At 44.6% G+C, this 26140-nt stretch carries 26 protein-coding genes; 10 read left to right on the top strand and 16 right to left on the bottom strand.

Annotation, left to right across the window (positions count from 1 at the left end; translation table 11 throughout):
* Nucleotides 1-22 precede the first annotated feature (22 nt).
* From yjgA to ACFOEK_RS06465, 13 genes are all read right to left on the bottom strand, one after another.
* Nucleotides 23-541, bottom strand: a complete 519-nt coding sequence (gene yjgA, locus ACFOEK_RS06525; RefSeq protein ID WP_386717907.1) for a ribosome biogenesis factor YjgA — start codon at nucleotides 539-541, stop codon at nucleotides 23-25.
* A 36-nt stretch (nucleotides 542-577) separates the two neighbouring features.
* On the bottom strand, nucleotides 578-1951 hold the full coding sequence (gene mgtE / locus ACFOEK_RS06520) for a magnesium transporter (protein WP_386717904.1): 1374 nt from the start codon (nucleotides 1949-1951) through the stop codon (nucleotides 578-580).
* A 110-nt stretch (nucleotides 1952-2061) separates the two neighbouring features.
* A complete protein-coding gene (locus tag ACFOEK_RS06515; protein ID WP_386717901.1) occupies nucleotides 2062-2331 on the bottom strand; it encodes an HPr family phosphocarrier protein in 270 nt (89 codons plus the stop codon).
* Nucleotides 2332-2443: 112 nt separating this feature from the next.
* A complete protein-coding gene (gene rapZ / locus ACFOEK_RS06510) occupies nucleotides 2444-3292 on the bottom strand; it encodes an RNase adapter RapZ (RefSeq protein ID WP_386717898.1) in 849 nt (282 codons plus the stop codon).
* Between the two features lie 39 nt (nucleotides 3293-3331).
* A complete protein-coding gene (gene ptsN, locus ACFOEK_RS06505; RefSeq protein WP_386717895.1) occupies nucleotides 3332-3778 on the bottom strand; it encodes a PTS IIA-like nitrogen regulatory protein PtsN in 447 nt (148 codons plus the stop codon).
* Nucleotides 3779-3845: 67 nt separating this feature from the next.
* A complete protein-coding gene (hpf, locus tag ACFOEK_RS06500) occupies nucleotides 3846-4133 on the bottom strand; it encodes a ribosome hibernation-promoting factor, HPF/YfiA family (protein ID WP_386717892.1) in 288 nt (95 codons plus the stop codon).
* 156 nt (nucleotides 4134-4289) lie between these two features.
* On the bottom strand, nucleotides 4290-5879 hold the full coding sequence (locus tag ACFOEK_RS06495) for an RNA polymerase factor sigma-54 (RefSeq protein WP_386717889.1): 1590 nt from the start codon (nucleotides 5877-5879) through the stop codon (nucleotides 4290-4292).
* A 174-nt stretch (nucleotides 5880-6053) separates the two neighbouring features.
* Complete coding sequence (lptB, locus tag ACFOEK_RS06490; protein WP_386717886.1) at nucleotides 6054-6779, bottom strand: LPS export ABC transporter ATP-binding protein; 726 nt, start codon at nucleotides 6777-6779, stop codon at nucleotides 6054-6056.
* Nucleotides 6780-6827: 48 nt separating this feature from the next.
* The gene (gene lptA / locus ACFOEK_RS06485) at nucleotides 6828-7376 is read right to left on the bottom strand and encodes a lipopolysaccharide transport periplasmic protein LptA (protein ID WP_386717883.1); all 549 of its coding nucleotides are present in this window, start codon (nucleotides 7374-7376) and stop codon (nucleotides 6828-6830) included.
* Nucleotides 7360-7935, bottom strand: coding sequence for an LPS export ABC transporter periplasmic protein LptC (gene lptC / locus ACFOEK_RS06480; RefSeq protein WP_386717880.1), 576 nt, complete (start codon nucleotides 7933-7935; stop codon nucleotides 7360-7362). Before lptC ends, lptA begins: the two co-directional genes overlap by 17 nt.
* Before the next feature lie 20 nt (nucleotides 7936-7955).
* Nucleotides 7956-8480 (bottom strand): KdsC family phosphatase, encoded by a 525-nt coding sequence (locus ACFOEK_RS06475; protein ID WP_386717877.1) that lies wholly within the window; start codon nucleotides 8478-8480, stop codon nucleotides 7956-7958.
* A 27-nt stretch (nucleotides 8481-8507) separates the two neighbouring features.
* Nucleotides 8508-9479 (bottom strand): KpsF/GutQ family sugar-phosphate isomerase, encoded by a 972-nt coding sequence (locus ACFOEK_RS06470; protein ID WP_386717874.1) that lies wholly within the window; start codon nucleotides 9477-9479, stop codon nucleotides 8508-8510.
* Between the two features lie 68 nt (nucleotides 9480-9547).
* Entirely contained in the window at nucleotides 9548-10576 is a 1029-nt protein-coding gene (locus ACFOEK_RS06465) for a calcium/sodium antiporter (protein WP_386717871.1), read from the bottom strand.
* Nucleotides 10577-10909: 333 nt separating this feature from the next.
* Between ACFOEK_RS06465 and ACFOEK_RS06460 the strand changes: the two genes are divergently transcribed.
* From ACFOEK_RS06460 to hisD, 5 genes are all read left to right on the top strand, one after another.
* Entirely contained in the window at nucleotides 10910-11620 is a 711-nt protein-coding gene (locus ACFOEK_RS06460) for an MlaC/ttg2D family ABC transporter substrate-binding protein (RefSeq protein ID WP_386717868.1), read from the top strand.
* 100 nt (nucleotides 11621-11720) lie between these two features.
* On the top strand, nucleotides 11721-11948 hold the full coding sequence (locus tag ACFOEK_RS06455) for a BolA family protein (protein WP_386717865.1): 228 nt from the start codon (nucleotides 11721-11723) through the stop codon (nucleotides 11946-11948).
* Between the two features lie 42 nt (nucleotides 11949-11990).
* A complete protein-coding gene (murA, locus tag ACFOEK_RS06450; protein WP_386717863.1) occupies nucleotides 11991-13253 on the top strand; it encodes a UDP-N-acetylglucosamine 1-carboxyvinyltransferase in 1263 nt (420 codons plus the stop codon).
* Between the two features lie 17 nt (nucleotides 13254-13270).
* Entirely contained in the window at nucleotides 13271-13921 is a 651-nt protein-coding gene (gene hisG, locus ACFOEK_RS06445) for an ATP phosphoribosyltransferase (RefSeq protein WP_386717860.1), read from the top strand.
* Nucleotides 13922-14021: 100 nt separating this feature from the next.
* On the top strand, nucleotides 14022-15323 hold the full coding sequence (gene hisD / locus ACFOEK_RS06440; protein ID WP_386717857.1) for a histidinol dehydrogenase: 1302 nt from the start codon (nucleotides 14022-14024) through the stop codon (nucleotides 15321-15323).
* A 77-nt stretch (nucleotides 15324-15400) separates the two neighbouring features.
* Here hisD and ACFOEK_RS06435 read toward each other — a convergent pair whose 3' ends face one another.
* Nucleotides 15401-16618, bottom strand: coding sequence for a trypsin-like peptidase domain-containing protein (locus ACFOEK_RS06435; protein ID WP_386717854.1), 1218 nt, complete (start codon nucleotides 16616-16618; stop codon nucleotides 15401-15403).
* A gap of 222 nt (nucleotides 16619-16840) precedes the next feature.
* Here ACFOEK_RS06435 and ACFOEK_RS06430 point away from each other — a divergent pair, with 222 nt between their 5' ends.
* Nucleotides 16841-17611, top strand: coding sequence for a Nif3-like dinuclear metal center hexameric protein (locus tag ACFOEK_RS06430; RefSeq protein ID WP_386717851.1), 771 nt, complete (start codon nucleotides 16841-16843; stop codon nucleotides 17609-17611).
* Nucleotides 17612-17730: 119 nt separating this feature from the next.
* Here ACFOEK_RS06430 and ACFOEK_RS06425 read toward each other — a convergent pair whose 3' ends face one another.
* Nucleotides 17731-18213 carry a YhcB family protein gene (locus ACFOEK_RS06425; RefSeq protein ID WP_386717848.1) on the bottom strand — a complete coding sequence of 161 codons (483 nt, stop codon included), beginning with the start codon at nucleotides 18211-18213 and terminating at the stop codon, nucleotides 17731-17733.
* A gap of 204 nt (nucleotides 18214-18417) precedes the next feature.
* Here ACFOEK_RS06425 and zapE point away from each other — a divergent pair, with 204 nt between their 5' ends.
* The 3 genes from zapE to ACFOEK_RS06410 all read left to right on the top strand — a co-directional run bounded on the left by zapE (nucleotide 18418) and on the right by ACFOEK_RS06410 (nucleotide 20693).
* Nucleotides 18418-19533 (top strand): cell division protein ZapE, encoded by a 1116-nt coding sequence (zapE, locus tag ACFOEK_RS06420; RefSeq protein WP_386717845.1) that lies wholly within the window; start codon nucleotides 18418-18420, stop codon nucleotides 19531-19533.
* A gap of 119 nt (nucleotides 19534-19652) precedes the next feature.
* A complete protein-coding gene (locus ACFOEK_RS06415; protein ID WP_386717842.1) occupies nucleotides 19653-20342 on the top strand; it encodes a DsbA family protein in 690 nt (229 codons plus the stop codon).
* Nucleotides 20343-20438: 96 nt separating this feature from the next.
* Nucleotides 20439-20693 (top strand): Rho-binding antiterminator, encoded by a 255-nt coding sequence (locus tag ACFOEK_RS06410; protein ID WP_386717839.1) that lies wholly within the window; start codon nucleotides 20439-20441, stop codon nucleotides 20691-20693.
* A 94-nt stretch (nucleotides 20694-20787) separates the two neighbouring features.
* On the opposite strand, the gene ACFOEK_RS06405 is transcribed toward ACFOEK_RS06410, so the two are convergent.
* Nucleotides 20788-21972: a thiolase family protein gene (locus tag ACFOEK_RS06405; protein ID WP_386717836.1), complete on the bottom strand. Its 1185-nt coding sequence runs from the start codon at nucleotides 21970-21972 to the stop codon at nucleotides 20788-20790.
* A gap of 482 nt (nucleotides 21973-22454) precedes the next feature.
* Here ACFOEK_RS06405 and ACFOEK_RS06400 point away from each other — a divergent pair, with 482 nt between their 5' ends.
* Nucleotides 22455-26090: a hypothetical protein gene (locus ACFOEK_RS06400; RefSeq protein WP_386717833.1), complete on the top strand. Its 3636-nt coding sequence runs from the start codon at nucleotides 22455-22457 to the stop codon at nucleotides 26088-26090.
* The last annotated feature ends 50 nt before the right edge of the window (nucleotides 26091-26140 follow it).

The following is a 26140-nucleotide window of genomic DNA, read 5'->3' as shown; positions in this document are numbered from 1 at the left end:
GAATCGTTCGGGCTCAATCAAATCAGAACGGGATTGCATCTTTAAGCCATTGAAATAGCTTTTTGCTGTGACCTCGGTTTTTCTGTTCTTTTTGATCTTTTCGGGCGTTGCGAACCAGCTGTCTGAGCTGCTGTATATCCGTGTCATACTCATTGATAAACAGAGTAAGGTTGTCATCGCTCTCGATCAGGCGATCTCTCCAACGCTCAACACTGTGTAGGTGTTTGATCTGCTGATCGCTTCCTGCTCTTTGCTTTTCCAGAGCTTGTTCGATTGTATCAGCATCCACTTCTCGCATCAGTTTACCGATGTATTGAAGGTGTCGGCGTTTGGCTTCTCGTTGCTTGAGTCGTTTATGCTCTTGAATCGCCGTCATCAGATCCGGTGTTAATTCCAGCTGATCCAGAATGGATTGTTTTTGCTCAATCAGTTCTTTGCCTATGTTTTGTAGGCGTGTCGCTTCACGTTTAAGTTCGCTCTTGCTGATTAACTCAATGTCGTCTTCGAACTCTTCGGTTTCATTAGGTCTTTTTCGAGCCATAGAATAGATTACCTTAAGAATATGTTTGGGCGTGCATTAGGCGAAGCTATAAAAAGCGGTAGCTAACCCTAAGAATACGAAATAACCAACCACATCAGTGATGGTGGTAAGTAGTACGCTTCCGGCTAATGCAGGGTCGATATTTATAGATTTTAACAAGGATGGCAGCATACTGCCTGAAAAGACGGCTACTACTAAGTTGATAATCAGGGCTGTGCCAATGATTAGGCCTATTTTGGGGTCGGAGAACCAGAGGGCTGCGGCTACAGCAACAGCGCCTCCCCAAAGGAGCCCATTAAGTAGTCCTACCATGACTTCACGGCTGAGTAACCACTTTAAGTTGTTCTTTCGAATATGCCCGGTTGCAATACCACGAATCACAAGGGTGAGGGTTTGGCTACCTGCGATGCCGCCCATACTGGCAACGATAGGCATCAAAATGGCCAGAGCCACTACTTTATCGAGCGTATCTTCAAAGATGCCAATCACGGCTGAAGCGATGAATGCGGTTAGAAGATTGATGCCTAGCCAAATTGCTCTGCGTCGACTGGTTTTCATTACAGGCGCAAAGATGTCATCCTCTTCATCCAGACCGGCCATACTCATTAATGAGTGATCCGCGTCTTCACGAATAACGTCAACTACGTCATCAATGGTGATACGTCCTAGCAGGTGACCGTTTTTATCGACAACAGGTGCTGACACTAAGTCTTCTCGCTCGAACAGTTGAGCGACCTGATCGTCCGGAGTATCCGCTGTGATTCGCGGAAAATCGGTTTCCATGATTTCTCGCACGGTAATCGACGGATCTGTCACCAAAAGCTTTGAAATGGGTAATAGGCCAATTAATTCATCTTTTCGGTTCACCACGATGAGAGTATCGGTAGTTGCGGGAATGCTTTCATGGCGTCGAAGGTAACGAAGTACCACGTCCAATGAAATGTCCGGACGGATGGTGATGGTGTCTGTGTTCATCAGACCGCCAGCCGTATCCTCTGGATACGAAAGGATGGCTTCTACGCGCAGGCGGTTTTGATCGTCCATCACATTCAGAACGTCTTGTGTAACGCGTTCTGGTAATACTTGCAGGATGTCGACAACGTCATCGATGTCAATGTCTTCGTCTGTGGTGACATCAGCAACTTCTTCGGCACTCATTTCCCGAAGTACATCTGCAACCAGTTCGTCACCTAAGAACGGAAGAATGGTGCTTTGCTTTTTCTTTTCCAGCAATTCCCAAAGAACTTTTCGGGTATGAGGAGGTGAGGACTCAAGAAGATGACCGAGTTCAGCACTGGATAAGGTATGGTTAAGCATTCTGCTTACTTGCGACAATGCCCCGGACTCTAACGCCCGGTTTAATGCTCTCATGCGAGATGAGCTATTTGCACTGCTCAAAGCACTTGCCATATTTATACCTAGAATTCGTGATTAAGTACTGTATCTGTTAAATAAGAGATTAGCACCGATAATAGTGGGTAATTATACACACTCAGAGTGTTGATTTTGTTAAAAATCTACTACTCAGGTTCATCGAAGCGATCAGAGATAAGTTGCTCAATTGCTTTGAGCGCGTTTTCCTCATCTTGGCCTTCGGCGGAAATGGTAAGTTGGGTTCCGCATGATGCCGCTAGCATCATAACGGCCATAATACTTTTGCCATTCGCTGACTGACTGTCTTTATTGATGGTGATGTTGGATGAAAAACTGGTGGCTGTATTAACCAATTTAGCTGCAGCGCGAGCGTGAAGACCGAGTTTATTAATCAGGGTGACTTCTATTTGCTGCATTGGGGGGGACATCCTTATCGAGATTCGTGAAAGACGATAGAGCAAAATAATAATTCATTTTTGCTAATAGATGGAAATTATTTTGTTTCTTTTTATATGAAGGATCAAGGGGTTAGAGTTGGGTGTGTTTTAGATGAACTTCAGAATACTTAGCAGAGAAGTGCTGTTTAAGTTGTTCTGCAATATAGACAGATCTATGGCAACCACCGGTACAGCCTATTGAAACCGTTATGTAGGCACGCCCGGATTTTTGATAATGAGGTGTCCAGGTTTCAATGAAACGTGTAATGTCATCTAACATGTCTTTTGTAGTTTGTTGGGCACTAAGAAAGTCCACGACTTCTTGATCTCTGCCGGTAAAGTTTCTGAGCGTTGGTTCCCAGTAGGGGTTTGGTAGGCATCGAACATCGAACATTAAATCGCTGTCGCTGGGCACGCCGTACTTGAATCCAAAAGATTGAATCAGCAACGATACTTCATTGGTTTTATGGGTGGCGACACGATTACGCATTAAACTACGAAGTTCATGAACAGACATGGTCGATGTATCGACGACCAGGTCCGCATTGTTCAGTAGAGGACCGAGAATTTTTCGCTCTAATTGAATGGCTTCTCTCAGGGAGCACGAGTCTGAGCTTAAGGGGTGTTTTCTTCGTGATGCGTTGTAGCGCTTAACGATAATATCTTCATCGCTGTCCAAGAAGATTACCTGATATTCGATCGTCTTTTTCTTTAGCGCTTCAAATGTTTTGTTTAACTGTTCATGACTGCCGTCGAAGTTTCTGATATCGACACTGATGGCTGTGTTTTCATAAGCACTGGAGTTGGAAATAGCATCAAGTAAATTAAGCAGAAGGGGTTCAGGAAGATTGTCGATGCAATAGAAACCACAGTCTTCTAAGGCGTGTAACGCAGAGCTTTTTCCGGAACCAGAACGGCCACTGACAAAGATTAATTTCATTGGTGACTCCTCGGTTCCTTCAAATTATGGCTATTAAGTTTAGCTGGTTATTACGTAAAAAAGTTCATCGTCTGATTGGGTCGCTCGCAAAGAGTCCCTGAAATCAGCATGACTAAACTTTCCTGCGATGGTTGCCAGAATATCTAAATGATCATCATTGGCTTCTTGTGGTACCACCAGTGCGAAAATAATATCGACTTTTTGTTTGTCCAACGAATCAAAGTCGATAGGCGTTTCCAGCATCAGTAATACACCGATTGGTTTCTCGCAGGAAGGTAAGCGACAGTGAGGAATACCAATACCATCCCCCAGGCCAGTACTGCCGAGACGTTCGCGTTCGATGAGCGCATCAAAAATTTCGTGTGCGGAAGGCCCTGAAATGTGTTCAGCGAGGATCTGGGAGATTTCTTCGATGGTGCGTTTTTTACTCTGACAGGAAGCGCACCATAAGGTGCGCTGTTTGGATAGTATGCTTGATAAATCCATTAAGGCTGCTCGTTAATTTTTCTCATGTCGCAGCTACATGTTATATGGGTTGATTTGTTTACTGGGGTTAACGAGCCAAAGATTTTTCTTTGTGTTTAATTAATTGACGATCTAATTTATCTGTTAGTGCGTCAATTGCAGCATAAAGATCATCATGCTCTGCATTAGCAAACACTTCACCACCGGTTACATGTAACTTGGCTTCTGCCAGTTGTCTTTGTTTTTCAATACTCAGTGTAACTTGAACATTTGTTATTTGGTCATAGTGTCGCTCAAGTCGATCCAATTTGGAAGTAACATAATCGCGAATGTTGGTAGTAATATCGAGGTGGTGGCCACTGATGTTTACTTGCATATAGGACTCCTTAATTTAGTATGCTGTGGTCCAAAAGAATCCAGCTTATAAGGTGAAGCTGGAGGAGGTCTGTGCCTCCTTCATCTTTAATATAGTCCTAGCATGCAATGAATACAATGACCTGTATCAATTAGCTACCTCAGATTAAAAATTCCTTTAAACCAAGCGCTTACGTTCATTCGAAGGTGGGATGTTCATCGCCTCCCGATACTTGGCGATGGTTCGTCTTGCAACTTTAATCCCTTGCTCACCCAGTAAAGTGGCAATTTTGTTATCACTGAGCGGCTTTTTAGGATTCTCTGCGGCGACAAGTTTCTTGATAATGGCGCGGATTGCGGTCGAAGAGCATTCGCCACCAGAAGAGGTGCTGACGTGGCTCGAAAAGAAGTATTTCAACTCGAAGATGCCACGAGGCGTGTGTATGTATTTCTGCGTAGTGACACGGGAAATGGTTGATTCGTGCATTTCAACGGCTTCAGCAATGTCGTGCAGAACCAGAGGTTTCATGGCTTCATCGCCATAATCCAGGAAGCCGCGTTGGTGCTCCATAATTTTAGTGGCGACTTTTAGCAGCGTTTCATTCCGACTTTGAAGACTCTTCAGAAACCATTTTGCTTCCTGCATGTGATCCTTCAGGAAGGTATTGTCAGCACTGGAATCCGCACGTCGAATCAACGAGGCATAACTTGGATTGATGCGAATCTTAGGTGTGATTTCCGGATTTAAATCGACACGCCAACGGCCATTGGTTTTCTGAACAACTACGTCAGGCACCACATAGTCGGGCGTCTGTTGATTGATCTGTTCGCCAGGACGAGGATGCAGTGTTTGAATCAGGCTGATGATTTCTTTTAGTACATCTTCTTTGATGCGTCCTTTGCGCATAATGCCGGCAAAGTCTTTGTTGCCAAGCAGCTCTAAATGGCGCAATACGACGATTTTTGCTTCTGATAAAAACGGTGTTTCAGGTGGCATCTGATTAAGCTGAACCTGAAGACACTCCTGTAAATTTCGCGCGCCAGAACCGACTGGATCAAAACGTTGAATCAAATGCAGAACCGCTTCAACTTCCTCAATGTCGACGCGATTCTCGTCATCTTCAGAGAGGTCGAGTTCTGAGTTGGCGCTGATACAAATGTCTTCAACCGATGTTTGCAGGTAACCATCATCATCAATGCCGTCGAGAATATTTTCTGCAATGATACGATCCGTGTCGCTCATTGGCGTTAAATTCAATTGCCAGCTTAAGTGATCTTGAAGTGTTTCGGTGACGGTATTACGGGATTCAAAATCATAGTCATCATCGTCTGACGGCGCTGAAGCTTGAGTTGGAGTGTGTTGATAAATGTCATCCCAACCGGTATCTATGGTGAGGTCTTCAGGGATGTCGTTGTTCCACTCACTGTCAGTTTCAGTGGCTTCTTGCGATGATGTTTGAAAATCATCACGACTGAAATCGTCGCCGCTGTCGCTATGATCGCCCGCGAGAAAATCGGTATCTTCTGAGTTTGATGGTGTTTCGCCTGGATCGGAATCAAGCGGCTTTTCTGCCATTTGATCTTCAATGGAAGGTTGTGAGGCTTGTTCAAAATCCTCTTCCACTTCTAGCATTGGATTATTTTCCAAGGCTTGCTGAATTTCTTGTTGTAAATCCAGGGTTGAAAGTTGTAACAGTCGAATGGCCTGTTGCAACTGAGGTGTCATGGTTAATGACTGCCCCATCTTGAGCTGAAGCGATGTCTTCATAAATTACAACGTATCCTTATGCTTTCACTCAGCGTGTGCGGTTGTAATCTGAAGAAATGATGTTGTGAAAACCGCACAAGCAAATTATTTGCCATTGGCAATCAAGTATAAACCAAAATAAGTTCAAAAGTGTTGATTTGTGTATCTGGAAAACTCAAAACAGTATGGCCTGAATTAAATGTTGAAGTTCTCTCCGAGATAGATGTCTTTTACTTTTTGATTATTCAGGACGTCATCACTTTGTCCTTCGGCAATGATATGACCTTCACCAACAATGTACGCTTTGTCACAGATTCCCAACGTCTCTCGAACATTGTGGTCTGTAATCAGTACGCCAATGCCCAACCCTTTCAAATGATTGATAATGCCCTGAATATCGTTCACCGATATTGGGTCGACTCCGGCAAAAGGTTCATCTAATAGAATAAACTTAGGATCCGTGGCTAATGCTCGTGCGATTTCTGCACGTCTGCGTTCACCACCGGATAAACTCATCCCTAATGAATCGCGTATGTGAGTGATGTGGAATTCTTGCAGAAGATACTCAAGCTTCTCTTTTTTCTGTTCTTCGGTCAGGTCTTTTCTAAGCTCTAAAATACCGTAAATGTTTTCAGCAACGGTGAGCTTTCTAAAGATGGACGCTTCTTGAGGTAGATACCCTAAGCCGACTTGTGCTCGACCATGCATTGGGTAATGCGTGATGTCTTTATCATCTATGGTGACCTTTCCTTGATCCGCTTGTACCAAGCCCACAATCATATAGAAACAGGTGGTTTTACCTGCGCCATTAGGCCCTAGTAACCCTACGACCTCGCCACTGCTTACCGACAGAGAAACGTCTTTAATGATTTTGCGTTTATTATAGCTTTTAGCGAGGTGCGCGGCTTTTAGACAACTCATGTATCTATCTCGATATTAATTGGTAGGCTACAGAAAAGCTCTATGCTCTTACTTGTTCGATTCCTGTTGCGGAGTCTCTTCTTTCTTAGGGGGATAGAAGATCATTTTTATAGGTCTATCAGTTGTATCTTGTGATCCATTTTGGTTTTTCTTCGCATTAAGCTCGCCCGTTTTTAAAGAGTAGATAATTTTCTCTGCTGAGAGTCGATCTTTGTCTTTATAGACAACGCCATTTCCGGTGACTTCAGCAATTTCTTCGGCGACCTTAAGATCCAGTGTCTTGCCTTCAATATGGGTAGGCTGTTCACCGAGCTTAAGAATTTGTTGGTACTTGGCAGGCTCACCAAAGGCTTTCATACGGGTCACTTCATTGTTAACGGAATACAGAATGACTCGATCCGCCTTTAGTTTTGCTGTGCCCTGGGTAATGATGACATTGCCCGTGTATTCCGCAATACCAGTTTCATTATTGAGTTTGGCTTGATTGGCTTCCAGCTCAATCGGTTGGTTCCTGTCTTCAGGCAGTGCTATAGCTGTGCTGGCACTGAATAGAGTTAATAGAAACAGTGGTGTGAGTAATTTACTTTTGAACGTCATGCGTTCCTCTTACATTCGATTTCAATAGGGTTTCACTGGTATTGAAGTCAGTAAAAAATCCACGACTTTCGATAAAACTCGGTCCGGAATGAATAACGGTTAAGACGTCATTTTCAGCTGTATTCTTTTGGGTGTCTATTGTAAGCTCGGAAGTTCGCAGTGAAACAGTTTGTGTTGCAGTGACCTTGTCAATTTTGACTTGGTCTTTAAGGAATAGGGTGTCTGAATTTAAATCAGCGCGACCTGATAAAGCATTCGCCTGCCATTGAGCATCTTCTGCTTGGTTGATCAAGTAAGGCTTTTCTAGGAGAGCAATATGGCTTTCTTGGAAATGATCAATTTTAGTTGCGGTCAGTTGATACTGTTGTTGGCCCGTCTCATCGTAATGTGTTGATACTGAATTTATGAGAATCAGATCTGGGGCTGAATCGTCCGTTGGTGGGGCGGGTTGTATATTATTGCCTTCTTCTTGAAAACTAAGCCAAAACAGCAAAGCAACGGCCGCCAGTAGTAAAGGGCTGCTTTTTAGTATTTGCTTGATTTTGGCTTTGGTGATCATGCGTTCTTACCTGATGGGAGTTATTTGAGGTAGAACGCGTGGGCATCGGCTAGAGTGTCTTGAGCCTTCATGATCAATTCACAGAGCTCTCGAACTGCACCTTTACCACCCGAGCGAGTTGTACAGTGGTGAGCGTGTTCTTTCATTAAATCTGCACCGTTAGGAACGGTAACACCTAGGCCAACTTTTCGAATGACAGGAAGATCCGGTAGGTCATCACCAATATGCGCCACTTGATCGAGTGTGATATTTAAGTCCTGAGCAATTTCCTGAATGGCATCAATTTTATCTTCACGGCCTTGATGTAGAATTTCGATGCCTAAGTTCTTAGCACGATTTTGAACCATGGCTGAAGTACGACCAGTGATAATACACACTTTGACGCCACTGTTCTGAAGCATCTTAATGCCTTGACCATCAAGAATATTAAAGGCTTTGATTTCCTGACCTTCGGAAGTAAACAAAAGCGCGCCATCGGTCATAACGCCATCAACATCACAAGAAAGTAGTTTAATCTTTTTGGCGCGTTCAATTACATCTGTCATCGTAATTCTCTACTTACATATCTGTTGTTACATGATGCCGGCTTTAAGTAGGTCGTGCATATTTAACGCACCGACCACTTGATCGTTTTCGTCAACAACGAATAAACCGTTAATAGACTTGGTTTCCATGATATTCAGTGCTTCCGCCGCCAGAATACCTTGCTGACAACGAACGCCAGGAGACGTCATTACATCTTTGATGGCGGTTGCATGGAAATCGGTTTCGTTATCAAGAACACGACGTAAGTCACCATCGGTAAAGACACCGATTAGACCTTTTTGTTCATCGACAATGGCAGTCATGCCTAGCTTTTTACGAGTCACTTCCAGTAGTGCATCTTTAACCAAGGTGGTTGGGGTTACAGAAGGGATATCTGCACCCTTATGCATCAGGTCTTCGACTTTAAGTAGCAAACGACGGCCTAGTGCGCCACCGGGATGGGAAAAAGCAAAGTCTTCCGCAGTAAAGCCTTTGGCTTCAAGTAGCGCAACTGCAAGTGCATCACCCATTGCCAATGTCGCAGTGGTACTGGCTGTTGGCGCTAAACCTAGTGGACAGGCTTCTTCTTTTACTGAAATGTCGAGGTTAACTACCGCGGCTTTGGCCATAGTGGATTGTGGATTGCCGGTAATGCTGATCATAGGTGTTTGCATGCGTTTGATCAGAGGCAAAATGGTAACGACTTCACTGGTGTTGCCCGAGTTGGAGATGGCAATTACAACGTCGTTAGGGGTAATCATCCCTAAGTCGCCGTGACTGGCTTCCCCTGGGTGCACAAAGAAAGACGGGGTGCCGGTACTAGCAAGGGTTGCGGCCATTTTTTTACCTATGTGGCCTGATTTCCCCATCCCAGTAACTACCACTCGGCCTTTGCAGTGAATAATCAATTCACACGCAGTAACGAATTCTTCGCCGAGACGATTTTTCAGTTCAGTGACGGCTTCAGCCTCAATGGTTAAGGTTCTTTGGGCTGTAGCAATGTAATCAAAGTCTGTCATAAGGTGTCCTAACATCAACACGTCTGGTAAAACAAATTAGTCTGGTAATACAAGTTAAATCTATGCCATTAACCGGCGGTACTGTGTAAGTACAGTTGAACCATATAAGCAGTATAAACGCCTAAGAAAAGTAAACCATGCAGCTTAGTCAGTTTACCGCCAACTTGCATATTGGTACCGGATGAGGCCGACGTTGAGGTGCGAGATTTTACTAGAATAAAGAAAGACAGGGCCAGCGTTAAACCAAGCATGACAAAGTAGTCTCTCGAAAAGCCCAGTGGTTCGATGCTGGTAGTGACGATAATGCCTGGCACGGAAAGCACGGTCATTAGATTAAATAGGTTGGAGCCGATCACATTTCCGATGGCTAGATCATGATGGCCTTTAAGAGCGCTTGCTACTGATGCCGCTAACTCAGGTAGGCTGGTGCCGATTGCAACAATGGTCAAACCTATTACCAGTTCGCTGACGCCCAACTCTCTTGCAACACCGGATGCACCCCAAACCAAAATGTGAGCGCTTCCGATTAATACGGCAAGGCTTACTGTTAATAGCACCCAGGCTTTACCTGTAGACATTTCAGGCAAGTCTGCCACTTCTTCCAGTAGTTCGTCTTCGGCGGCATCGTGATTATCGCCTTCTTGAGCAGTGTGGGAGAATTTATGAAAGATAAATAAGGTTAATGGCAATAACGCTAATAAGATCAAACCGTCCAATAGATCAAGTGATAAATCCCACATTAGGACGCCGGATACACCTGTTACCAGTAGAAGCAGTGGGATTTCTCGTCGAATCAGACCTGATCGAATTGGAAGTGCGCTCACGAGAGCGGTTACGCCCAGTACTAAGCCTATGTTCGCTATGTTCGAGCCTACTGCGTTACCAACGGCAATTCCTGGTGAGTTATTAAAGGCTGAGTTGAGCGCGACCATGATTTCTGGTGCAGATGTTCCGAAGCTGACGACAGTCAGACCTATCATTAAGGTCGACATTCCTAGAAGTTTTGCAACAGAAGCTGCTGAATTTACAAATTGATCTGAACTCCAGACCAGTGTAATGAGTCCTAAAATGATAGCTAGCGAATGATAGAGAAGCATAGAGCTGGAGTTCCTGAGGTTTCTGTCTTAATCGAGCGTTTGAAACATACTGAATGTGGCGCTGATTGTATAGATTTAGATGGGATTAAGCGAACTTTTACCTCGATCGATACGCTAATGACTTAGATCTGATGCGAGGCTCCTTAGAGTTGTTCATAGAAACCATTATCGGTGCTACAATAGCGCACTTTTATTAGTTAGGTACTGGTTAGGGATAACTAATGAATGCAGTCTCGCGTGAAAGAAACCGAACTGGTTTGATGTTTTATTAAGGATTAGAAGCATTAAACGACATTACCGTCATGGAAGAATAATTGGGTGGAATTGATGAGAATGATGAAAGTATTTCGAGTGTTGTTGGCAAGCTTGATTGTAATGCTGTCGATGGAATTGCGTGCGGAGAGTGCTGAGGCGTCAGTAACTCCTACTGAACCAGATAATGGTGTGGTTGATATTGATAAGCTATCTGGTCCTGAACAGGCGGTTTGGAATACGACCCAAACCTTGCTTTCTATTATCGAAGATGAGCGAACTAGTTTCACCGAAAACCCTGAAAAGTTTTACACACGAGTAGCTGAAGCATTGCAACCTGTTGTTGGTTTTAAACGCATTGCTGCGATGGTGATGGGGCCGTACTACAAAAAAGCCAATAAGGAACAGAGAAAGAAATTTTCTCAATCTTTTGAACGTAGTTTGGTAGAGACTTATTCCGGTGGTTTGATTGAATACGAAGGTTATACCATTGATATCCTGCCGGGGGAGCCAGTTCCTGACGGTGATCGAACTGCAGTGGTTGATATAGTGATTACAACATCCAGTGGCAGTCAGGTACCGTTGAAGTACAGCATGTATAAAACTAAAGCTGGCCAGTGGAAGGTTCAAAATGTAACCGTTGCCGGTATTAATGTTGGTTTGCTGTACAGACAGCAGTTTGCTCGCAAGGTTGTCGAGGCCAATGGAGACTTGGGATTGGTTGTTAATCAGTGGTCTTCTAAGTTGGATGTAGAGGTGGAAGACGGACAAATTAAAACACCGGGCGAATAGTCTTAAGTTTTCCGTAAGTTAACTTCCAGTTAAAGAATTGATACCCGATTTTTATGAGATCGGGTTTTGTTGTTAAAGAAGAATTGAATTTGAGGTCGAGATGGACGTAGAAGACGTTAAAGCGTTACTGAAAGCTGAATTTCCTAATGCAGAAATCGATGCATCAACCGATGGCTATCATTATCAGGTGACTGTAATTACTGACGCATTCGAAGGTTTGAATGCTGTAAAGCGTCAGCAGGCAGTATATAAGGCTTTAAATGCTCAGATTCAGGATGGAACGATCCATGCTGTGCAGATCAAAGCATTAACTCCTTCTGAAGCCTAAGCTTGATTTTTGAATATTCGTTAGTAATTGGTGAAATATTAAATGGACAAATTAGTCATTCGCGGTGGTAAGCCTTTATCTGGTGAGATTCGCGCGTCAGGTGCTAAAAACTCTGCACTACCTATCATCTCAGCTGCATTGCTTTCCAGCGAGAATGTCATCATTCGAAATCTTCCGCATCTGCAAGACATCACAACCATGTTGAACTTGCTTGGAACTATGGGTGTTGAGCCTGTCGTTAATGAAGACCTTAGTATTGAGCTGGACAGCAACCAGATTAAATCCGTGGTCGCACCGTATGAGCTGGTAAAAACCATGCGTGCCTCCATCTTGGTATTGGGGCCTTTAGTTGCAAAAAATGGTTATGCTGAAGTGTCTTTACCCGGTGGTTGTGCTATCGGAAGCCGTCCGGTTGATCTTCATATCCGAGGTTTAGAAGCCATGGGTGCCGAGGTGGTTGTAGAAGACGGTTACATCAAGGCAAAAACCGATGGCCGTCTAAAGGGCGCGAATGTGTTCTTTGACACAGTGACTGTAACTGGTACTGAAAATATTCTGATGGCGGCAACGTTGGCGGACGGTGTTACCACCATCGAAAATGCTGCACGCGAACCAGAAGTGGTTGATCTGGCTGAGTGCTTGATTGCCATGGGTGCACAAATCGAAGGTCACGGCACGGACATCATTAGGGTCACGGGTGTAGAAAAATTACATGGGTGTGATTATTCGGTTGTTCCTGATCGTATCGAAACGGGAACCTACTTGGTTGCTGCAGCCGCTACCGGGGGTAAAGTGAAAGTTAAAGACACTCGCCCTGATATCCTTGATGCGGTGTTGGTTAAGCTTGAAGAAGCTGGCGCCAAGATTGAAACCGGCGAGAATTGGATTTCTCTTGACATGGAAGGGCGTCGTCCTAAAGCCGTGTCACTGAAAACTGCGCCGTATCCAGCATTTCCAACGGATATGCAAGCTCAGTTTGTAGCGATGAATGCGGTTGCTGAAGGTACCGGAACCGTAGTGGAAACCATCTTCGAAAACCGCTTTATGCACGTTCAGGAAATGACCCGCATGGGGGCAGATATTACTGTTGAAGGCAACACGGCGGTAATTAAAGGTCTATCGGAACTGCATTCGGCTCCAGTGATGGCAACCGACTTACGTGCTTCGGCAAGCTTGGTGATTGCAGGTTTGGTTGCTCAAGGTGAAACGGTAATTGACCGTATTTATCATATTGATCGTGGTTATGAGTGTATCGAAGAGAAGCTGCAATTATTAGGTGCAGACATTAGACGTTTACCAGAATAGGATTGGATTGATCAGTAATGGATCAGACACTTACGATTGCTCTATCTAAAGGGCGTATTCTAAAAGACACATTACCTTTGCTGAAAGCAGCGGGTATCGAGCCAGCAGAAGACATTTTTAAGAGTCGGAAGCTGATTTTTGAAACCAATATACCAGGTGTGAATTTAGTCATTATTCGTGCAACGGATGTTCCTGCGTATGTGGAGTTAGGCGCAGCTGATTTGGGCGTTTCTGGTAAAGACGTTCTTATGGAGCACGGTGGAGACGGCATGTACGAATTGCTGGATCTGGATATCGCTCGTTGTAAATTGATGACGGCTGGTAAAGATCCGAAAGAGCCGGAAGGTCGCCTTCGTGTTGCGACTAAATTCGTTAATGTAACTAAGCGTTATTATGCAGAACAAGGTCGCCAGGTTGATATCATCAAACTGTACGGTGCGATGGAATTGGCGCCTATCATGGGTTTGGCGGATCGCATCGTTGATATTGTTGATACCGGCAATACGTTGAGAGCAAATGGTCTGCAGCCACTTGAAGAGATTGCATATATCAGCAGTCGTTTGGTGGCGGGTAAATCGGCTTATAAAAATAAGCACCACATGATTCAACCGATTATTGAAAAATTGAGTAAGGCGATTGAAGCGGCGAAAGTCGTTGAAATGGCTTAATTTGAAGTTGATTGGACGCTTTAGTTTTAGAAGCTTGTAAGCGTTCGATATGTTGTGTACGTCTCTTCAGGACGTTGAAAAGAAAGGTAAAAGTACGCGTATGATTAACATTAAACGATTGGCAAGCAGTGACAGTGATTTTGATACTCAACTGGCGAAACTGACGGCATGGGAAGGTGTATCCGATGCTGAAGTGAATCAGCGAGTTCATGATATTGTTCATTCTGTACGAGCCAACGGTGATCAGGCGTTGATTGAGTTTACCAATCGATTCGACCGTCTCAACTTAACAGATTCGTCTCAATTGGAAGTGTCGAAAGAGGAGCTGAAAGCTGCTTTGGATGGTTTACCTGAGAAAGAGCGTGTTGCTTTGCAAACCGCTGCGGATCGGGTGCGTTCATACCATGAAAAGCAATTACAAACCTCTTGGGATTACACCGAAACAGACGGTACGGTGCTTGGTCAGAAAGTGACGCCAATGGATAAAGTCGGCTTGTATGTGCCTGGTGGCAAAGCGTCTTATCCGTCATCTGTATTGATGAATGCGATGCCAGCAAAAGTGGCTGGTGTTCAAGAGTTGATCATGGTTGTGCCAACGCCGGACGATGAGATAAATCCATTAGTGCTTGCAGCTGCAGAAGTTGCGGGTGTTGATCGCGTTTTCCGTTTGGGCGGCGCTCAGGCGGTGGCTGCATTGGCGTATGGCACTGAGTCTGTACCTAAAGTTGATAAGATCGTTGGGCCGGGCAATATCTATGTAGCGACGGCTAAGCGTATGGTATTTGGTACTGTGGGTATTGATATGATCGCAGGGCCATCTGAGATTCTTGTGGTGTGTGACGGCCAGACCGATCCAGATTGGATTGCAATGGATTTGTTCTCGCAGGCGGAGCACGATGAAGATGCTCAGTCGATTCTGATTGCGACCAGTGAAGAGTACTTGTCACAGGTTCAAGCGTCGATTGAAAAACTGCTGCCTACTATGGAGCGTCAAGAAATTATTCGTACTTCCTTGGTAGAGCGAGGTGCGTTTGTTTTAGTTACAGATCTTGATGATGCTTGTGACGTAGTGAATAAAATTGCTCCTGAGCATCTTGAATTGTCAGTTGAAGATCCTGAAGCATTATTACCTAAGATTCGCCACGCAGGTGCGATCTTTATGGGGCGTTATACTGCTGAGGCGTTGGGTGACTATTGTGCAGGGCCAAACCATGTTCTGCCTACTTCGGGTACAGCACGCTTTTCTTCACCTCTGGGTGTGTATGATTTCCAGAAGAAGTCCTCGATTATTCACTTCTCTGCGGATGGTGCGTCTGAAATGGGGAAAGTTGCTTCGGTATTGGCAAGAGGTGAGAGTCTGACCGCTCACGCACGTTCAGCGGAATATCGAATCAAGGATTGATCCTTAAGTTTAATAAAAAAAGGCCTCGCAAGAGGCCTTTTTTGTGTTTGTATAGTTTGTAATTTAGTGGGAAGTGCTTATTGCTTTGTGAGGTTTGGATGCTCGGAAGCCGTCACTGTCGTTTTAAGTTCGTTATTGATCCGAATAAGCTCAATTTCAACGTTATCGGCCGGTCGAACCATGGCCACTTGTCGACTGGCCGAGCGGAAGCTGGCGATGGTTGCGCCATTGATTTTGGTGATGATATCACCGGGCAGTAGGCCTGCTTTATGAGCAGGGCTGTCTTTGAATATTTTAGTGATCAAAATACCTGCATGATAAGGGATGTCGAATCTTGCTGATAAGGCGGGCGTTAAGTCTATGGTTTCGACACCTAACCAGCCTCGGTTTACACGCCCATATTCGATAAGATCCGACATTACTAATAATGCGACTTCTACTGGAATGGCAAAGCCAATCCCCTGAGCTTCACCGCCCTTATTAAATACTGCGGTATTAATTCCAATAAGCTCACCGTTGGCATTGATTAAGGCGCCGCCCGAATTGCCAGGGTTAATCGCCGCGTCCGTTTGGATGAAGTTCTCATACGTGGTAATACCAAGGTTGCTTCTGCCAAGCGCACTGATGATGCCTATTGATACCGATTGATTAAAGCCAAATGGGTTACCAATGGCTAATACGATGTCGCCCACACGTAAGTCGTTATTGGATAGTGGCAAAGGCACTTCGGGCAGTTGATCAAGATCGACCTTCAAAACAGCAAGATCCGTTGCTGGATCGGTACCAATTACTCGTGCTGGTGATTTTCGACCGTCGCTTAATGCTACAGCTATTTGTTCGGCTCCTTGGATTACGTGACGATTGGTCAGAATATAGCCGTCTTTGCCAATAAAAACACCAGAACCTAAGCTGTTCTGCATTTTTTCCTGTTGCTGAGGAAGTGTAAAGCGTCCTAAGAACTGTCGGAACTTAGGGTCTGATAGCAGAGGGTGCGTACTCTGGGTGACTGTGCGACTAGCGTAGATATTTACCACCGCAGGGGAGGATGCTTCTACCGCATCGGCATAAGAGGGCGCAGCCAAGGGGTGTGATGGTTGAGGTGTGCTTCCCCGTGTGCTGTTTACGTGTGCTTCTTGAGTTGGTTGATCTGATGAGTGAGACGCGGAAGTTGTAGTGTGTTGGGATGAATCTGGTGTGAAAAAGGATGTAATAACGTTCCTTTCTTGATTGAACAAAAGAACGGTTAGGCCGATACAGGCACCTAGTAAGGCGGGCACTATCAATCGATTGAACATGCGGTCTGTCTTATCTCTATCTCTGGCTATTTAAAATGTGGTCTTGAGCTCGGCACAGATTATTTTACTATTGGTAACTGCTAAATGATAATCAAGATTAGTTAATTTATTGATAAGTATGTCATTTACAAAAGGTTCTATATAGAACTAGGGGTTTAGACCGATCATTGTGGCTTTAGTGAAGCGTATTGAAGTGATCATAATTGTTGAGAGAGAAAAGAAATGTCGACCGTTTCGCGAAATGAGTTAATGAACTACCTGACTGGCCTGCTATCTCCGGCAAGCTTTAAAGATTACTGTGAAAACGGCCTTCAGGTTGAGGGGGTTGATCAGATTGGCACACTCGTATCTGGCGTCACGGCGTGCCAGGCGTTACTGGATCGTGCTGTGGAATTAAATGCTGATGCGATTCTTGTACATCATGGTTATTTCTGGAAAGGTGAGCCTCAAAGCTTGGTGGGAATGAAAGGCCGTCGTATTCGTACCTTGATCAAGAATGATATCAATTTGATCGCCTACCACTTGCCTTTGGACGTACATGCGGAGTATGGAAATAATACGCAGCTAGCAAAACTGTTGGGCTTAACAGTGACTGAAGGCTTGGAAGAGGGCAACCCGCTGAGTGTGGGGTCGGTTGGCGAGCTGTCAGAGCCTATTACAGCGCAGGCATTCTCTGAGCGTTTGGCGAGTGTATTGGGGCGTGAGCCATTGCATATCGCGCCTGATAGAGAAAAGGAACAGATTCATAGGGTTGCATGGTGTACTGGAGCTGCACAGTCTTATATTTATAAGGCTATTGTTGCAGAAGTGGATGCCTTTGTGACTGGGGAAATCTCTGAGCCAACGGTTCATACGGCTCGGGAAGAGGGGATTCATTTTTATTCCGCCGGCCATCACGCAACCGAGCGTTATGGAGTGAAAGCATTGGGTGAGCATTTGGCTGAGACGTTCGGTATTCAGCATCACTTTGTGGATGTTGATAATCCAGTGTAGAGCGTGAGAGTTTCAGATAAGGGCGACAGAACCTACGTTGTAGGTGTTCTCTGTCGTCAGTATTTGTCAGATATAGTCTGAATTACTACATCTGAACTAATTCATCTCAATTAATTCGGTTAAGAGTCTATTGGGCTATCGCGCTTTTTCTGAAGTCCGAAATCTTCCGATAATGTCCCGCCTTGTTGATTTTTATCGGAACTGTGTGCGTAATCCTTTGGCATTTCAAAGCTCATGGTCTCGTCCGCGGTATCCTTTTCAGTTTGATCGGAGACCGCTGGTTGTTCAGTCAATTCGCCTAGCTTTAATTGGTCTGTAATGACGTCGTTGTTGCAAAGTTCTTGTGAGCTTTTTGAAAGATGGTCATACACCTTTTTGTATTGGGTGGTCAGTTCGGTAAAGAGCTCAGCTGTTTCCGCAAAGTGCTCTGTCACTTTATCCTGATATTCTGCCTGGTGTTGTTCCGTTTCTGATAATTGCTTTTCTAATTGACGGCTTTTTTGATTGGATGGCTGAAGCCAGAAGGTGAGTAGTGCACCAATGGCTGATCCTAAGATAAACGTAAGGCCGTAAGATAACCAATCAATAGAAGTGCTTTCCATAGAAGTGTCTCGCAGGTTGATCAAATAAATAAAATAGGATTAAAGGCTAACTTAATTAGAGTGCCTTGAGCAGTGCAGATTGGCAACTATTTTTGGTGTCTTTCATCAGTCATAAACTTGCCGTTGAGTTGAACATTCAAGGCGTCCGAGGTAAAGTGCGCTACCTCTGATTGACTACGATATAAACAGTATTGTTGAGCGCTTATGACAACTCCTTTAGAGCTTTATAAGAAAGACCTGGAACGTGACGACTTTTCATACGATTCTGCACAGGAAATGGCAGTAAAACACCTTCAAAGATTGTATGAAGATTTAGTTGCTGAATACGACAAAGCAAAGTCTCGAAGCAAAGTGGCTTCCTTCTCTAAAGTAATTAAGCGCAAGAAAAAGAAAGAGCCACTGCAGGGGTTGTACTTCTGGGGTGGTGTTGGTCGTGGTAAGACTTACTTAGTTGATACCTTTTATGATGCCCTGCCATTCGAGCGTAAAATTCGTACTCACTTTCACCGTTTTATGCAGCGGGTTCATACTGAATTAACAGATCTTAAAGGTCAAAAAGACCCCCTTGAAACCGTTGCGGATCGCATTGCAAAAGACGGTGTGGTAATTTGTTTTGATGAGTTCTTTGTATCAGATATTGGCGATGCGATGATTTTGGGCTCATTGCTGCAGATGTTGTTCGATCGTGGGGTAACCCTGGTAGCGACTTCTAACATTGTGCCGGATGGTCTCTATAAAGATGGCTTGCAACGAGACCGTTTCATCCCGGCAATCAAGTTACTTAATCAATACACCGAAGTGGTGAATGTCGACAGTGGTGTTGATTACCGTTTACGTGCGTTAGAGCAGGCAGAGTTATATCACTTTCCGCTTGATGACGGTGCAGAGAAAAGTTTGCAAAAGAGCTTTGATAGTTTGATTCCGGATGTTCAGCATATCGAGAAGGATGTGCCGGTCGAAGTCTTGGGTCGAGAGATTCAAGCGAAGGCGATTTGTGATGATGTGGCCTGGTTTGATTTCAAAGCCTTGTGTGATGGCCCGCGTTCTCAAAACGATTACATTGAGTTGGGCCGGCTGTATCACGCGGTGTTGGTCAGTGATGTGCCGGAATTGGGCGCGAAAACCGATGATTTAGCTCGTCGCTTTATTAATATGGTGGATGAGTTTTATGATCGTGGCGTTAAGTTGATTATGTCAGGTGAGAACGCCATTCCTGATATTTATTCCACAGGGAAACTTGAGTTTGAATTCCAGCGAACGACCAGCCGTTTGTTGGAAATGCAGTCACATGATTACTTAGCCAGAGAGCATAAAGCGTAACCGCTACCTCCAGATGGGAACTTTGTGCTTGAAATAGCAACTAAAAGCCGTGATTCATTCGAATCGCGGCTTTTTTGTGTTAGCTTTGATGTCAAAATTTAAAAGAGGAAGTGTTGGATATGGGTAAGCGTTTAATGGCGGTCATGATGTCGGTTGGTATAGCTGCGGCAGTGACTGGGTGCGGTAATGAACAAGAGCCTGTATCCAAGGTTTCAGAGTCTAATGAGCCTATCATGACGATGGCTTCAGGTCAGTTACAAGAAGGTACGCATTACTTCAAATACGACAACATCATGGCGAATCAAGATGCAAATCTTGCACAGGCTGATGTGGTTGAGTTTTTTAGCTATGGCTGTCACCACTGTCAGGAGTTTGCGCCAGAGTTGAAAGACTGGAACAAGCAGAACCCATCGAAGAAAGTCAGCTATGTGCCTGTTGTCTGGAATCAAACGACCGGTCTTTATGCACGTGTATATTACGCCATCGAGCCGCTTAACAACTTCGATGAAGTTCACCATGAAATGTTTAAGCTATTCGAAACCTTTGGCCATGAAAAGAGCCTGGGCGAACAGTTAGACAAGATTTACGCCATGCTAGAAGAAAAGAGCGTAGATGTGGCGGCTGTCAAAGCGCGTGTGGAGAGTAAAGAGTTAGAAGACAAGTTGCGTAATTCCATTGAGCTGTCTAAGCATTATGAAATTTCTGGTACGCCGACGTTGATTATTGAAGGGGCGAGACGAGTGAACAATAAGGCGCTAACCTCTAAGGATGACTTCTTTACCTTCGTTGATCAGTTAATCGAAATGTAAGGTTTCTTAAAGCATCAAGTAGATGCTGAGAGTTGGCAGAACCAAGCCCTGATAATTATAGTGTTATCAGGGCTTTTTCTTTTTTGGGGAAATGACATGACCAAACCTATCTCTTGTGAGGCACACGATTATTTTGAAATTGTATGCATGAGGCATTCTAAAGTGCAGTTAACCTTGGTGGATCACCAAACAGTGTTAGGCATTGCAAAAGACATTGTCCGCAAGGGTGATAGAGAGTTGATTGTTGTTGAGGCTGCGCAAGGTGCGGTGGAAGTGGATCTTACTGAAGTAATGATCTTAGAAGCACTGGATAACTCAGTGGACGCACATAATTTTGAGATGGTGTTTTAGACTTCTTAATGGCAATCGATAAAAAAGCCCTGCGTTTGAAGCAGGGCTTTTAGATCGATGTGATCGAAACGATCAAATCAATACATAATCTGGCTTAGATCAATTCAATCGCCATTGCAGTTGCTTCACCGCCACCGATACAAAGTGCTGCAACACCTTTCTTCTTACCGTAACGCTCAAGTGCGTACATAAGAGTTACCAGTAGACGAGAACCAGTAGAGCCAACAGGGTGACCTTGAGCACAAGCACCGCCGTGAACGTTTACTTTCTCAGGATCAAGACCAAGTTCTTTGATTGGCATCATAGCAACCATTGCGAACGCTTCGTTAATTTCAAACAAATCAACGTCTTCTTTCGTCCACTCAGCTTTTTCCAATACTTTCTCAATCGCGCCCACAGGAGCAATGGTAAATTCAGAAGGGTGCTGTGATTGAGTTGAGTGAGCAACGATACGAGCCATTGGCTTAAGGCCGCGTTTTTCTGCTTCAGCTTCGCTCATTAGAACAAGTGCAGAAGCACCGTCAGAGATAGAAGAGGCGTTTGCAGCTGTAATCGTACCGTCTTTAGCGAATGCCGGGCGAAGTGTAGGGATTTTCTCAATGTTTGCATTGTGTGGCTGTTCATCGTCAGAAACAACCGTTTCACCGCGACGAGTTTTTACTGTCACAGGAACGATCTCATCTTTGATCAAGCCTTCATCAATGGCTTTTTTAGCACGTTTTAGAGAGTTAATTGCATACTCGTCCATTTCTTCACGAGTATAACCCTTGTCGTCAGCAGTACCTTGCGCGAACTGACCCATCAACTTACCGGTTTCTGCATCTTCAAGACCGTCCAGGAACATATGATCTTTTAATTGATCACCGTGGCCAAGGCGATAGCCAGAGCGAGCTTTCTCAAGGATGTAAGGTGCGTTCGACATGCTTTCCATACCGCCAGCAACCACTACTTCGTTAGTACCTGCTTTAATCGAATCGTGCGCCATCATGGTTGCTTTCATGCCAGAACCACACAGCTTATTAATGGTAACCGCACCAGTGTTGTCTGTAAGACCTGCTTTACGCATTGCTTGACGAGCTGGGCCTTGTTTTAAGCCAGCTGGAAGAACGTTACCCATGATAACTTCTTGTACGTCATTGGCATCGATGCCTGCACGTTTTACTGCTTCTTCGATAGCAACAGCACCAAGGTCAGTGGCTGGAAGTGCGCTTAGAGCACCTGAAAGACCACCCATAGGGGTACGGGCGCCGGATACGATTACAACAGAGTCTTTGGACATGTTTCTCTCCTGGTAATGAAGCAGCTATGCTGGTTTACGCTGTATTTACATCAGACTTAATTGCTCGCTTACAAATTTGTAAGCTCAGTTCTTTCATCTGTACTTGGCTTGCCTAAACGTCGCTGGCTACGCTTCTTGAGTGTGAAGTGTAATCTTCTCTGTAATGAGCTTTTACAGATAGAGAATAAAAAGTGCGCGTGATTATAAGCTAGAAGCGGGTGGAATCCTAATTGCCCTGCTTGAACAATAGGGATTACCTACTATCTTGTAACAGAATGTAAATTTCTATGGCGTTCTTGTTGCTATTTGGACGGAGTGACAAAGAAATCATGGTGAATCATCCTTTAGGGTGATCTCATGCGGGGAACTCCTCCGCTATATTGTGATGTTATTCGCATAGTGGATTGATAGGGTTAGGAATTCTCCACCTAACAAATACCGCTACTTAATAAAGATAAACAAAAAGTCAGACAAGGTTGCATATGTTGAAGAAATCTCTTCTGAGTCTTTCCATTGCCGCAGGCATGGGACTCGCTGGTTGTTCTGGTACCGATAGCACCGGGACTACAGGTCCAAACGGTGGTGTTATTCCTGTTGGTGGCGATGGTAATACCAAGGTAATCTATAGTCCTGAACAAGGGTTATTACCTTTGCAGAGCGATTTATTGTTCGTTGATGCTGCCTCTACAGATGGCACGGCAAATACAGACGATACAACTCCTCCAGTGACAACAGCAATCAATGATCTTGATGGTTGGTCAACGGTTAGCCAGATTGATATCGCATTTGACGGTTCAATTGATTCTGAATCTTTGGATACCGATCCTGCTTCTTCGACACAGAATGTTTTCCTAATTAAATTAGCAACTGACTCTGCTGTTCAGTCTTTGGATATCACCCAGATTGCTGCCAAAGCTGAGCGTCAGACGCTTATTTTTAAGGCTTATGCAGCTACGGCAGCTTATCTTCAAGCCCTAGCAGGTGGAGCTGACGCTGCAACAGCGATTGCGACTGCCCAGGCAACAGCTGCTTCGTCTTCTGTTCAAATCCCACCGTTTGCTGTGTCAGATAGTGACTTTTTGGTTGATCTTAAAACAACTATTTTGACTAACTTAGCTGCTATTAATACTGGTGGTCCTTTAAATGGATCGTACACAACTTTTAAAGCAGTATTCGACTCTATTACCACAGACGGCACGCTAAATGGTGAAACCATCTTGTCATCTGGTGTAGGTTTTGCCTTTGCTCAGTATAACGTCGACAACAATGGTATGACTGATGATGGTGCAGGGCTTTATGATTTTCTTGTTGACGAGTTTAATCTTGAAGCTGACGATTCAGTAGCAATCACTGGTACTGCTGCAACCCTATATGATGGTGATTATCGCGCAGAAGTTATTACTCAAGATGGTACCAGTAACAATACGCTTCGCATTACGCCAGTTAAGCCTTTAGATCCTAAAACTAAGTATGTCGTAGCTGTGGTTGGTGGAGAAAACGGTGTTAAAGATTCTTCAGGTGAGGCTGTCTTAGCAAGTTCAAGCTATAGTGGTTTTAAAAAGAACCCTGCAACTGACCCATACGATCTACCTGAATTACGAGGCCTACAAACTCTAGTAAATAACTTGGAAGATATTACGGCTGGGTTTGCTTCAGCAACTAAAAATCTTTCTGATGAAGCAACGGCTCAACTAGAATCCGACATTATCCTGTCTTATACCTTCACTACAGGTGGTGTGGATGATGTTCTTCTAGGTATGACCATTCCGAATGTTGCACTAGATAATGCAATTCCGGGTGTGGTTGCTGGTGTATTTGCTTCAAGCTTTGACGATACGATTGAAGCTCAGTACCGTACTGATAATGGTATTGATGCAGATGCTGAGTTAACTGTAAACCAACAGTCAGCCGTAGAGTCGCTTCAGTCAGCGTTTGCAACACAGGTTAAGCTGTACCCTGAAATCGCCGTTTCACCTGCACCTGTGTCTTTGAACGCATACATTGCGACGCTTGATTTGAGTGCTTTGGAAACGGCTCAAGTACAGGCGTTACTTCCTAAACCTCAAGCGAGTTCTGAAGTCGGTTTCTGGAATACGATTGAAGCAACCAGTGGGACCATTACATTCCCGGATAACATGACTGTTGCTCCTGGTAAAGTTTATGAAGGTTGGATCGAGCTTCCTTACTACGGCTATGCGCCAGATGGAACAGAATCTTCTGATGCTGGAGTAGAAGGTATTAAAGGTTCTCAATGGGTTGCAGATCAAACCTTAGGTGGTGCGCTTGAAACCGCATTGACTGGAGCCGCTTCTGGAGCACTTCCTCCTGCAGATGCAGACGGCGAATATAATGTGACTTATAACTTCCCGTTTGCTGCTAAGCAGACTGATGAAACTGTACCTGTTGTTGTTAGTTACCCAGGTATGTCTTCAGTAGTTGATGCGGGCTCTGGTGCTACGCTTGAACAGGCAATCCTGGCTTCTGCCTATACTGCAATTTCTGGTGATACCAATCTACCTGCTGCATTGACTAGCTATTTAACCGCTGAAGCTGCAGATCCTTCGCAACTTGATGTTAAGAATGCTTTAATTGCAGGCGATGCTACTGGTTTACTTGGCGCTGCAGTTGATGGTCCTTACCCAACTGTTATTTATAACCATGGCATTACTAATGACAGAAGTAATAGTTTACCACTAGGTAACCAGCTGGGTGCTGCTTGTTATTCCGCAGATGCAACAACTGGACTCTTTAGCATCACGGGTGTTCCTTGTTATGTAACTGTTTCAATCGATCAGCCATTGCATGGGGCTTCAGTTACTTATGATGAAACTGGCGTTCCTACAGGCTCAGCGACTGAGATCTCTGGCCTAACAAATGTGGACTTTGCTTCGGCTGCTAATGCTTTGCCAAACACTGTTCCTGCTGAACTTCGTGAGCGTCATTTTGGGTATACCATTCTTGATGCGACAACTCAGGCAGCAGGTCAGTCACCAAATGGTGCGGTTGCTTCAGGGTCACTATTCATTAATTTGTTGAACTTCCAAAACAGCCGTGACAATTTGCGTCAACAGATTTTGGATCTTTCAACTTTGAATGCTTCATTAACTGCAATTGATGCTGAATTACAGACTTATGATGCATCGACTGAAGGTTTCTTGACCTATACATCACCACTAGCTGCGCTAGGTGGTACGGATCGAGTAACTACTCACTTTGTTGGCCACTCACTTGGTGGTGTGAATGGTATTCCGTTTGTAGCATCTAACAATAAGTCATTTGGTGGCGCAGCACTTCAAGCTGGAGCAGTTGCAACGGCTGGTGGTAACCCTGCTCGATACTTACCAAATATCAACCCTGTTCTAGGGGCTAACTTCGCTATGACGGGTGGTGGTATTCCTAAATTGTTGGAAAACTCTGCAAGTACTAGTTTTGGTGCACCAGTCATTTTAACTGGCTTATCTAATGCTGGTATCGAGCGTGGAACTGCAAACTATGAGAAGTTCTTGAATGTCTTCCAGGCTACGTTGGATTCTACTGATCCTGTTAACTATATGGATAACTTCCAGCAGGGTGCTCTCTCTACGGCGACTCCAGGAAGCTTGTTCTTTGAGATTTCTGGTGCATGGGATGTAAACGGTACCTACACGACTGCTCCTGACCAAACAATTCCAAATGACGCTGATAACCGTCCTTTACCTCCTTTAGATTTGAGTTCACTAGGTTTTGGCGTGGCTGAATCTGCTCCGCTTTCAGGTACTGAACCTCTATTACGTGAGTCAACTTCTAATGCTGCTCTACCAAGCGATTTGCCTTTGGCAGGCTTAGGTGCTGAAGGTAATGAAGGGGTTTATGACACGGTTGCAGGTTTCCAGGCTGCAGGTGCTGCCCTAGCTGCTGATGCTGGTGCGACAAGTCAGTCAATCAGTGTTGCTTCACGCTTCAATGCTGGTTCACATGGGACCATCGTAAGTGTTGATAACGCTTCTGTATTTGGTGAAATGGTAGGCCAAATTGCAACCTTCTTTGCAACATCAGGGCGTGCGGTTCTTGTCAATGATTCTACATTGCTAAGTGATTGTGACCCTTCTGCGGATGCTGCTAATCCTCAGTGCTTGTAATACCAATAAAAATAAATTGAATGCGTATCCTCAATGAGGGTACGCAAGAG

It is taken from the genome of Litoribrevibacter euphylliae (assembly GCF_042646085.1).
GTDB lineage: Bacteria > Pseudomonadota > Gammaproteobacteria > Pseudomonadales > Litoribrevibacteraceae > Litoribrevibacter > Litoribrevibacter euphylliae.
Note: the sequence above shows the minus strand (reverse complement) of the source record. Positions and strands in the feature narration are given on the sequence as shown.

What these genes read in the sequence shown, in the direction of transcription:
- ACFOEK_RS06430 (WP_386717851.1), top strand. Translation starts at nt 16,841, where the DNA reads ATGTCGACCGTTTCGCGAAATGAGTTAATGAACTACCTGACTGGCCTG.
- mgtE (WP_386717904.1), bottom strand. Translation starts at nt 1,951, where the DNA reads ATGGCAAGTGCTTTGAGCAGTGCAAATAGCTCATCTCGCATGAGAGCA.
- lptC (WP_386717880.1), bottom strand. Translation starts at nt 7,935, where the DNA reads ATGATCACCAAAGCCAAAATCAAGCAAATACTAAAAAGCAGCCCTTTA.
- ACFOEK_RS06415 (WP_386717842.1), top strand. Translation starts at nt 19,653, where the DNA reads ATGGGTAAGCGTTTAATGGCGGTCATGATGTCGGTTGGTATAGCTGCG.
- ACFOEK_RS06460 (WP_386717868.1), top strand. Translation starts at nt 10,910, where the DNA reads ATGATGAAAGTATTTCGAGTGTTGTTGGCAAGCTTGATTGTAATGCTG.
- ACFOEK_RS06410 (WP_386717839.1), top strand. Translation starts at nt 20,439, where the DNA reads ATGACCAAACCTATCTCTTGTGAGGCACACGATTATTTTGAAATTGTA.
- ACFOEK_RS06405 (WP_386717836.1), bottom strand. Translation starts at nt 21,972, where the DNA reads ATGTCCAAAGACTCTGTTGTAATCGTATCCGGCGCCCGTACCCCTATG.
- ACFOEK_RS06425 (WP_386717848.1), bottom strand. Translation starts at nt 18,213, where the DNA reads ATGGAAAGCACTTCTATTGATTGGTTATCTTACGGCCTTACGTTTATC.
- hpf (WP_386717892.1), bottom strand. Translation starts at nt 4,133, where the DNA reads ATGCAAGTAAACATCAGTGGCCACCACCTCGATATTACTACCAACATT.
- ACFOEK_RS06465 (WP_386717871.1), bottom strand. Translation starts at nt 10,576, where the DNA reads ATGCTTCTCTATCATTCGCTAGCTATCATTTTAGGACTCATTACACTG.
- ACFOEK_RS06470 (WP_386717874.1), bottom strand. Translation starts at nt 9,479, where the DNA reads ATGACAGACTTTGATTACATTGCTACAGCCCAAAGAACCTTAACCATT.
- ACFOEK_RS06435 (WP_386717854.1), bottom strand. Translation starts at nt 16,618, where the DNA reads ATGTTCAATCGATTGATAGTGCCCGCCTTACTAGGTGCCTGTATCGGC.
- ACFOEK_RS06455 (WP_386717865.1), top strand. Translation starts at nt 11,721, where the DNA reads ATGGACGTAGAAGACGTTAAAGCGTTACTGAAAGCTGAATTTCCTAAT.
- hisD (WP_386717857.1), top strand. Translation starts at nt 14,022, where the DNA reads ATGATTAACATTAAACGATTGGCAAGCAGTGACAGTGATTTTGATACT.
- lptA (WP_386717883.1), bottom strand. Translation starts at nt 7,376, where the DNA reads ATGACGTTCAAAAGTAAATTACTCACACCACTGTTTCTATTAACTCTA.
- ptsN (WP_386717895.1), bottom strand. Translation starts at nt 3,778, where the DNA reads ATGGATTTATCAAGCATACTATCCAAACAGCGCACCTTATGGTGCGCT.
- ACFOEK_RS06475 (WP_386717877.1), bottom strand. Translation starts at nt 8,480, where the DNA reads ATGACAGATGTAATTGAACGCGCCAAAAAGATTAAACTACTTTCTTGT.
- murA (WP_386717863.1), top strand. Translation starts at nt 11,991, where the DNA reads ATGGACAAATTAGTCATTCGCGGTGGTAAGCCTTTATCTGGTGAGATT.
- rapZ (WP_386717898.1), bottom strand. Translation starts at nt 3,292, where the DNA reads ATGAAATTAATCTTTGTCAGTGGCCGTTCTGGTTCCGGAAAAAGCTCT.
- ACFOEK_RS06400 (WP_386717833.1), top strand. Translation starts at nt 22,455, where the DNA reads ATGTTGAAGAAATCTCTTCTGAGTCTTTCCATTGCCGCAGGCATGGGA.
- hisG (WP_386717860.1), top strand. Translation starts at nt 13,271, where the DNA reads ATGGATCAGACACTTACGATTGCTCTATCTAAAGGGCGTATTCTAAAA.
- lptB (WP_386717886.1), bottom strand. Translation starts at nt 6,779, where the DNA reads ATGAGTTGTCTAAAAGCCGCGCACCTCGCTAAAAGCTATAATAAACGC.
- ACFOEK_RS06495 (WP_386717889.1), bottom strand. Translation starts at nt 5,879, where the DNA reads ATGAAGACATCGCTTCAGCTCAAGATGGGGCAGTCATTAACCATGACA.
- zapE (WP_386717845.1), top strand. Translation starts at nt 18,418, where the DNA reads ATGACAACTCCTTTAGAGCTTTATAAGAAAGACCTGGAACGTGACGAC.
- yjgA (WP_386717907.1), bottom strand. Translation starts at nt 541, where the DNA reads ATGGCTCGAAAAAGACCTAATGAAACCGAAGAGTTCGAAGACGACATT.
- ACFOEK_RS06515 (WP_386717901.1), bottom strand. Translation starts at nt 2,331, where the DNA reads ATGCAGCAAATAGAAGTCACCCTGATTAATAAACTCGGTCTTCACGCT.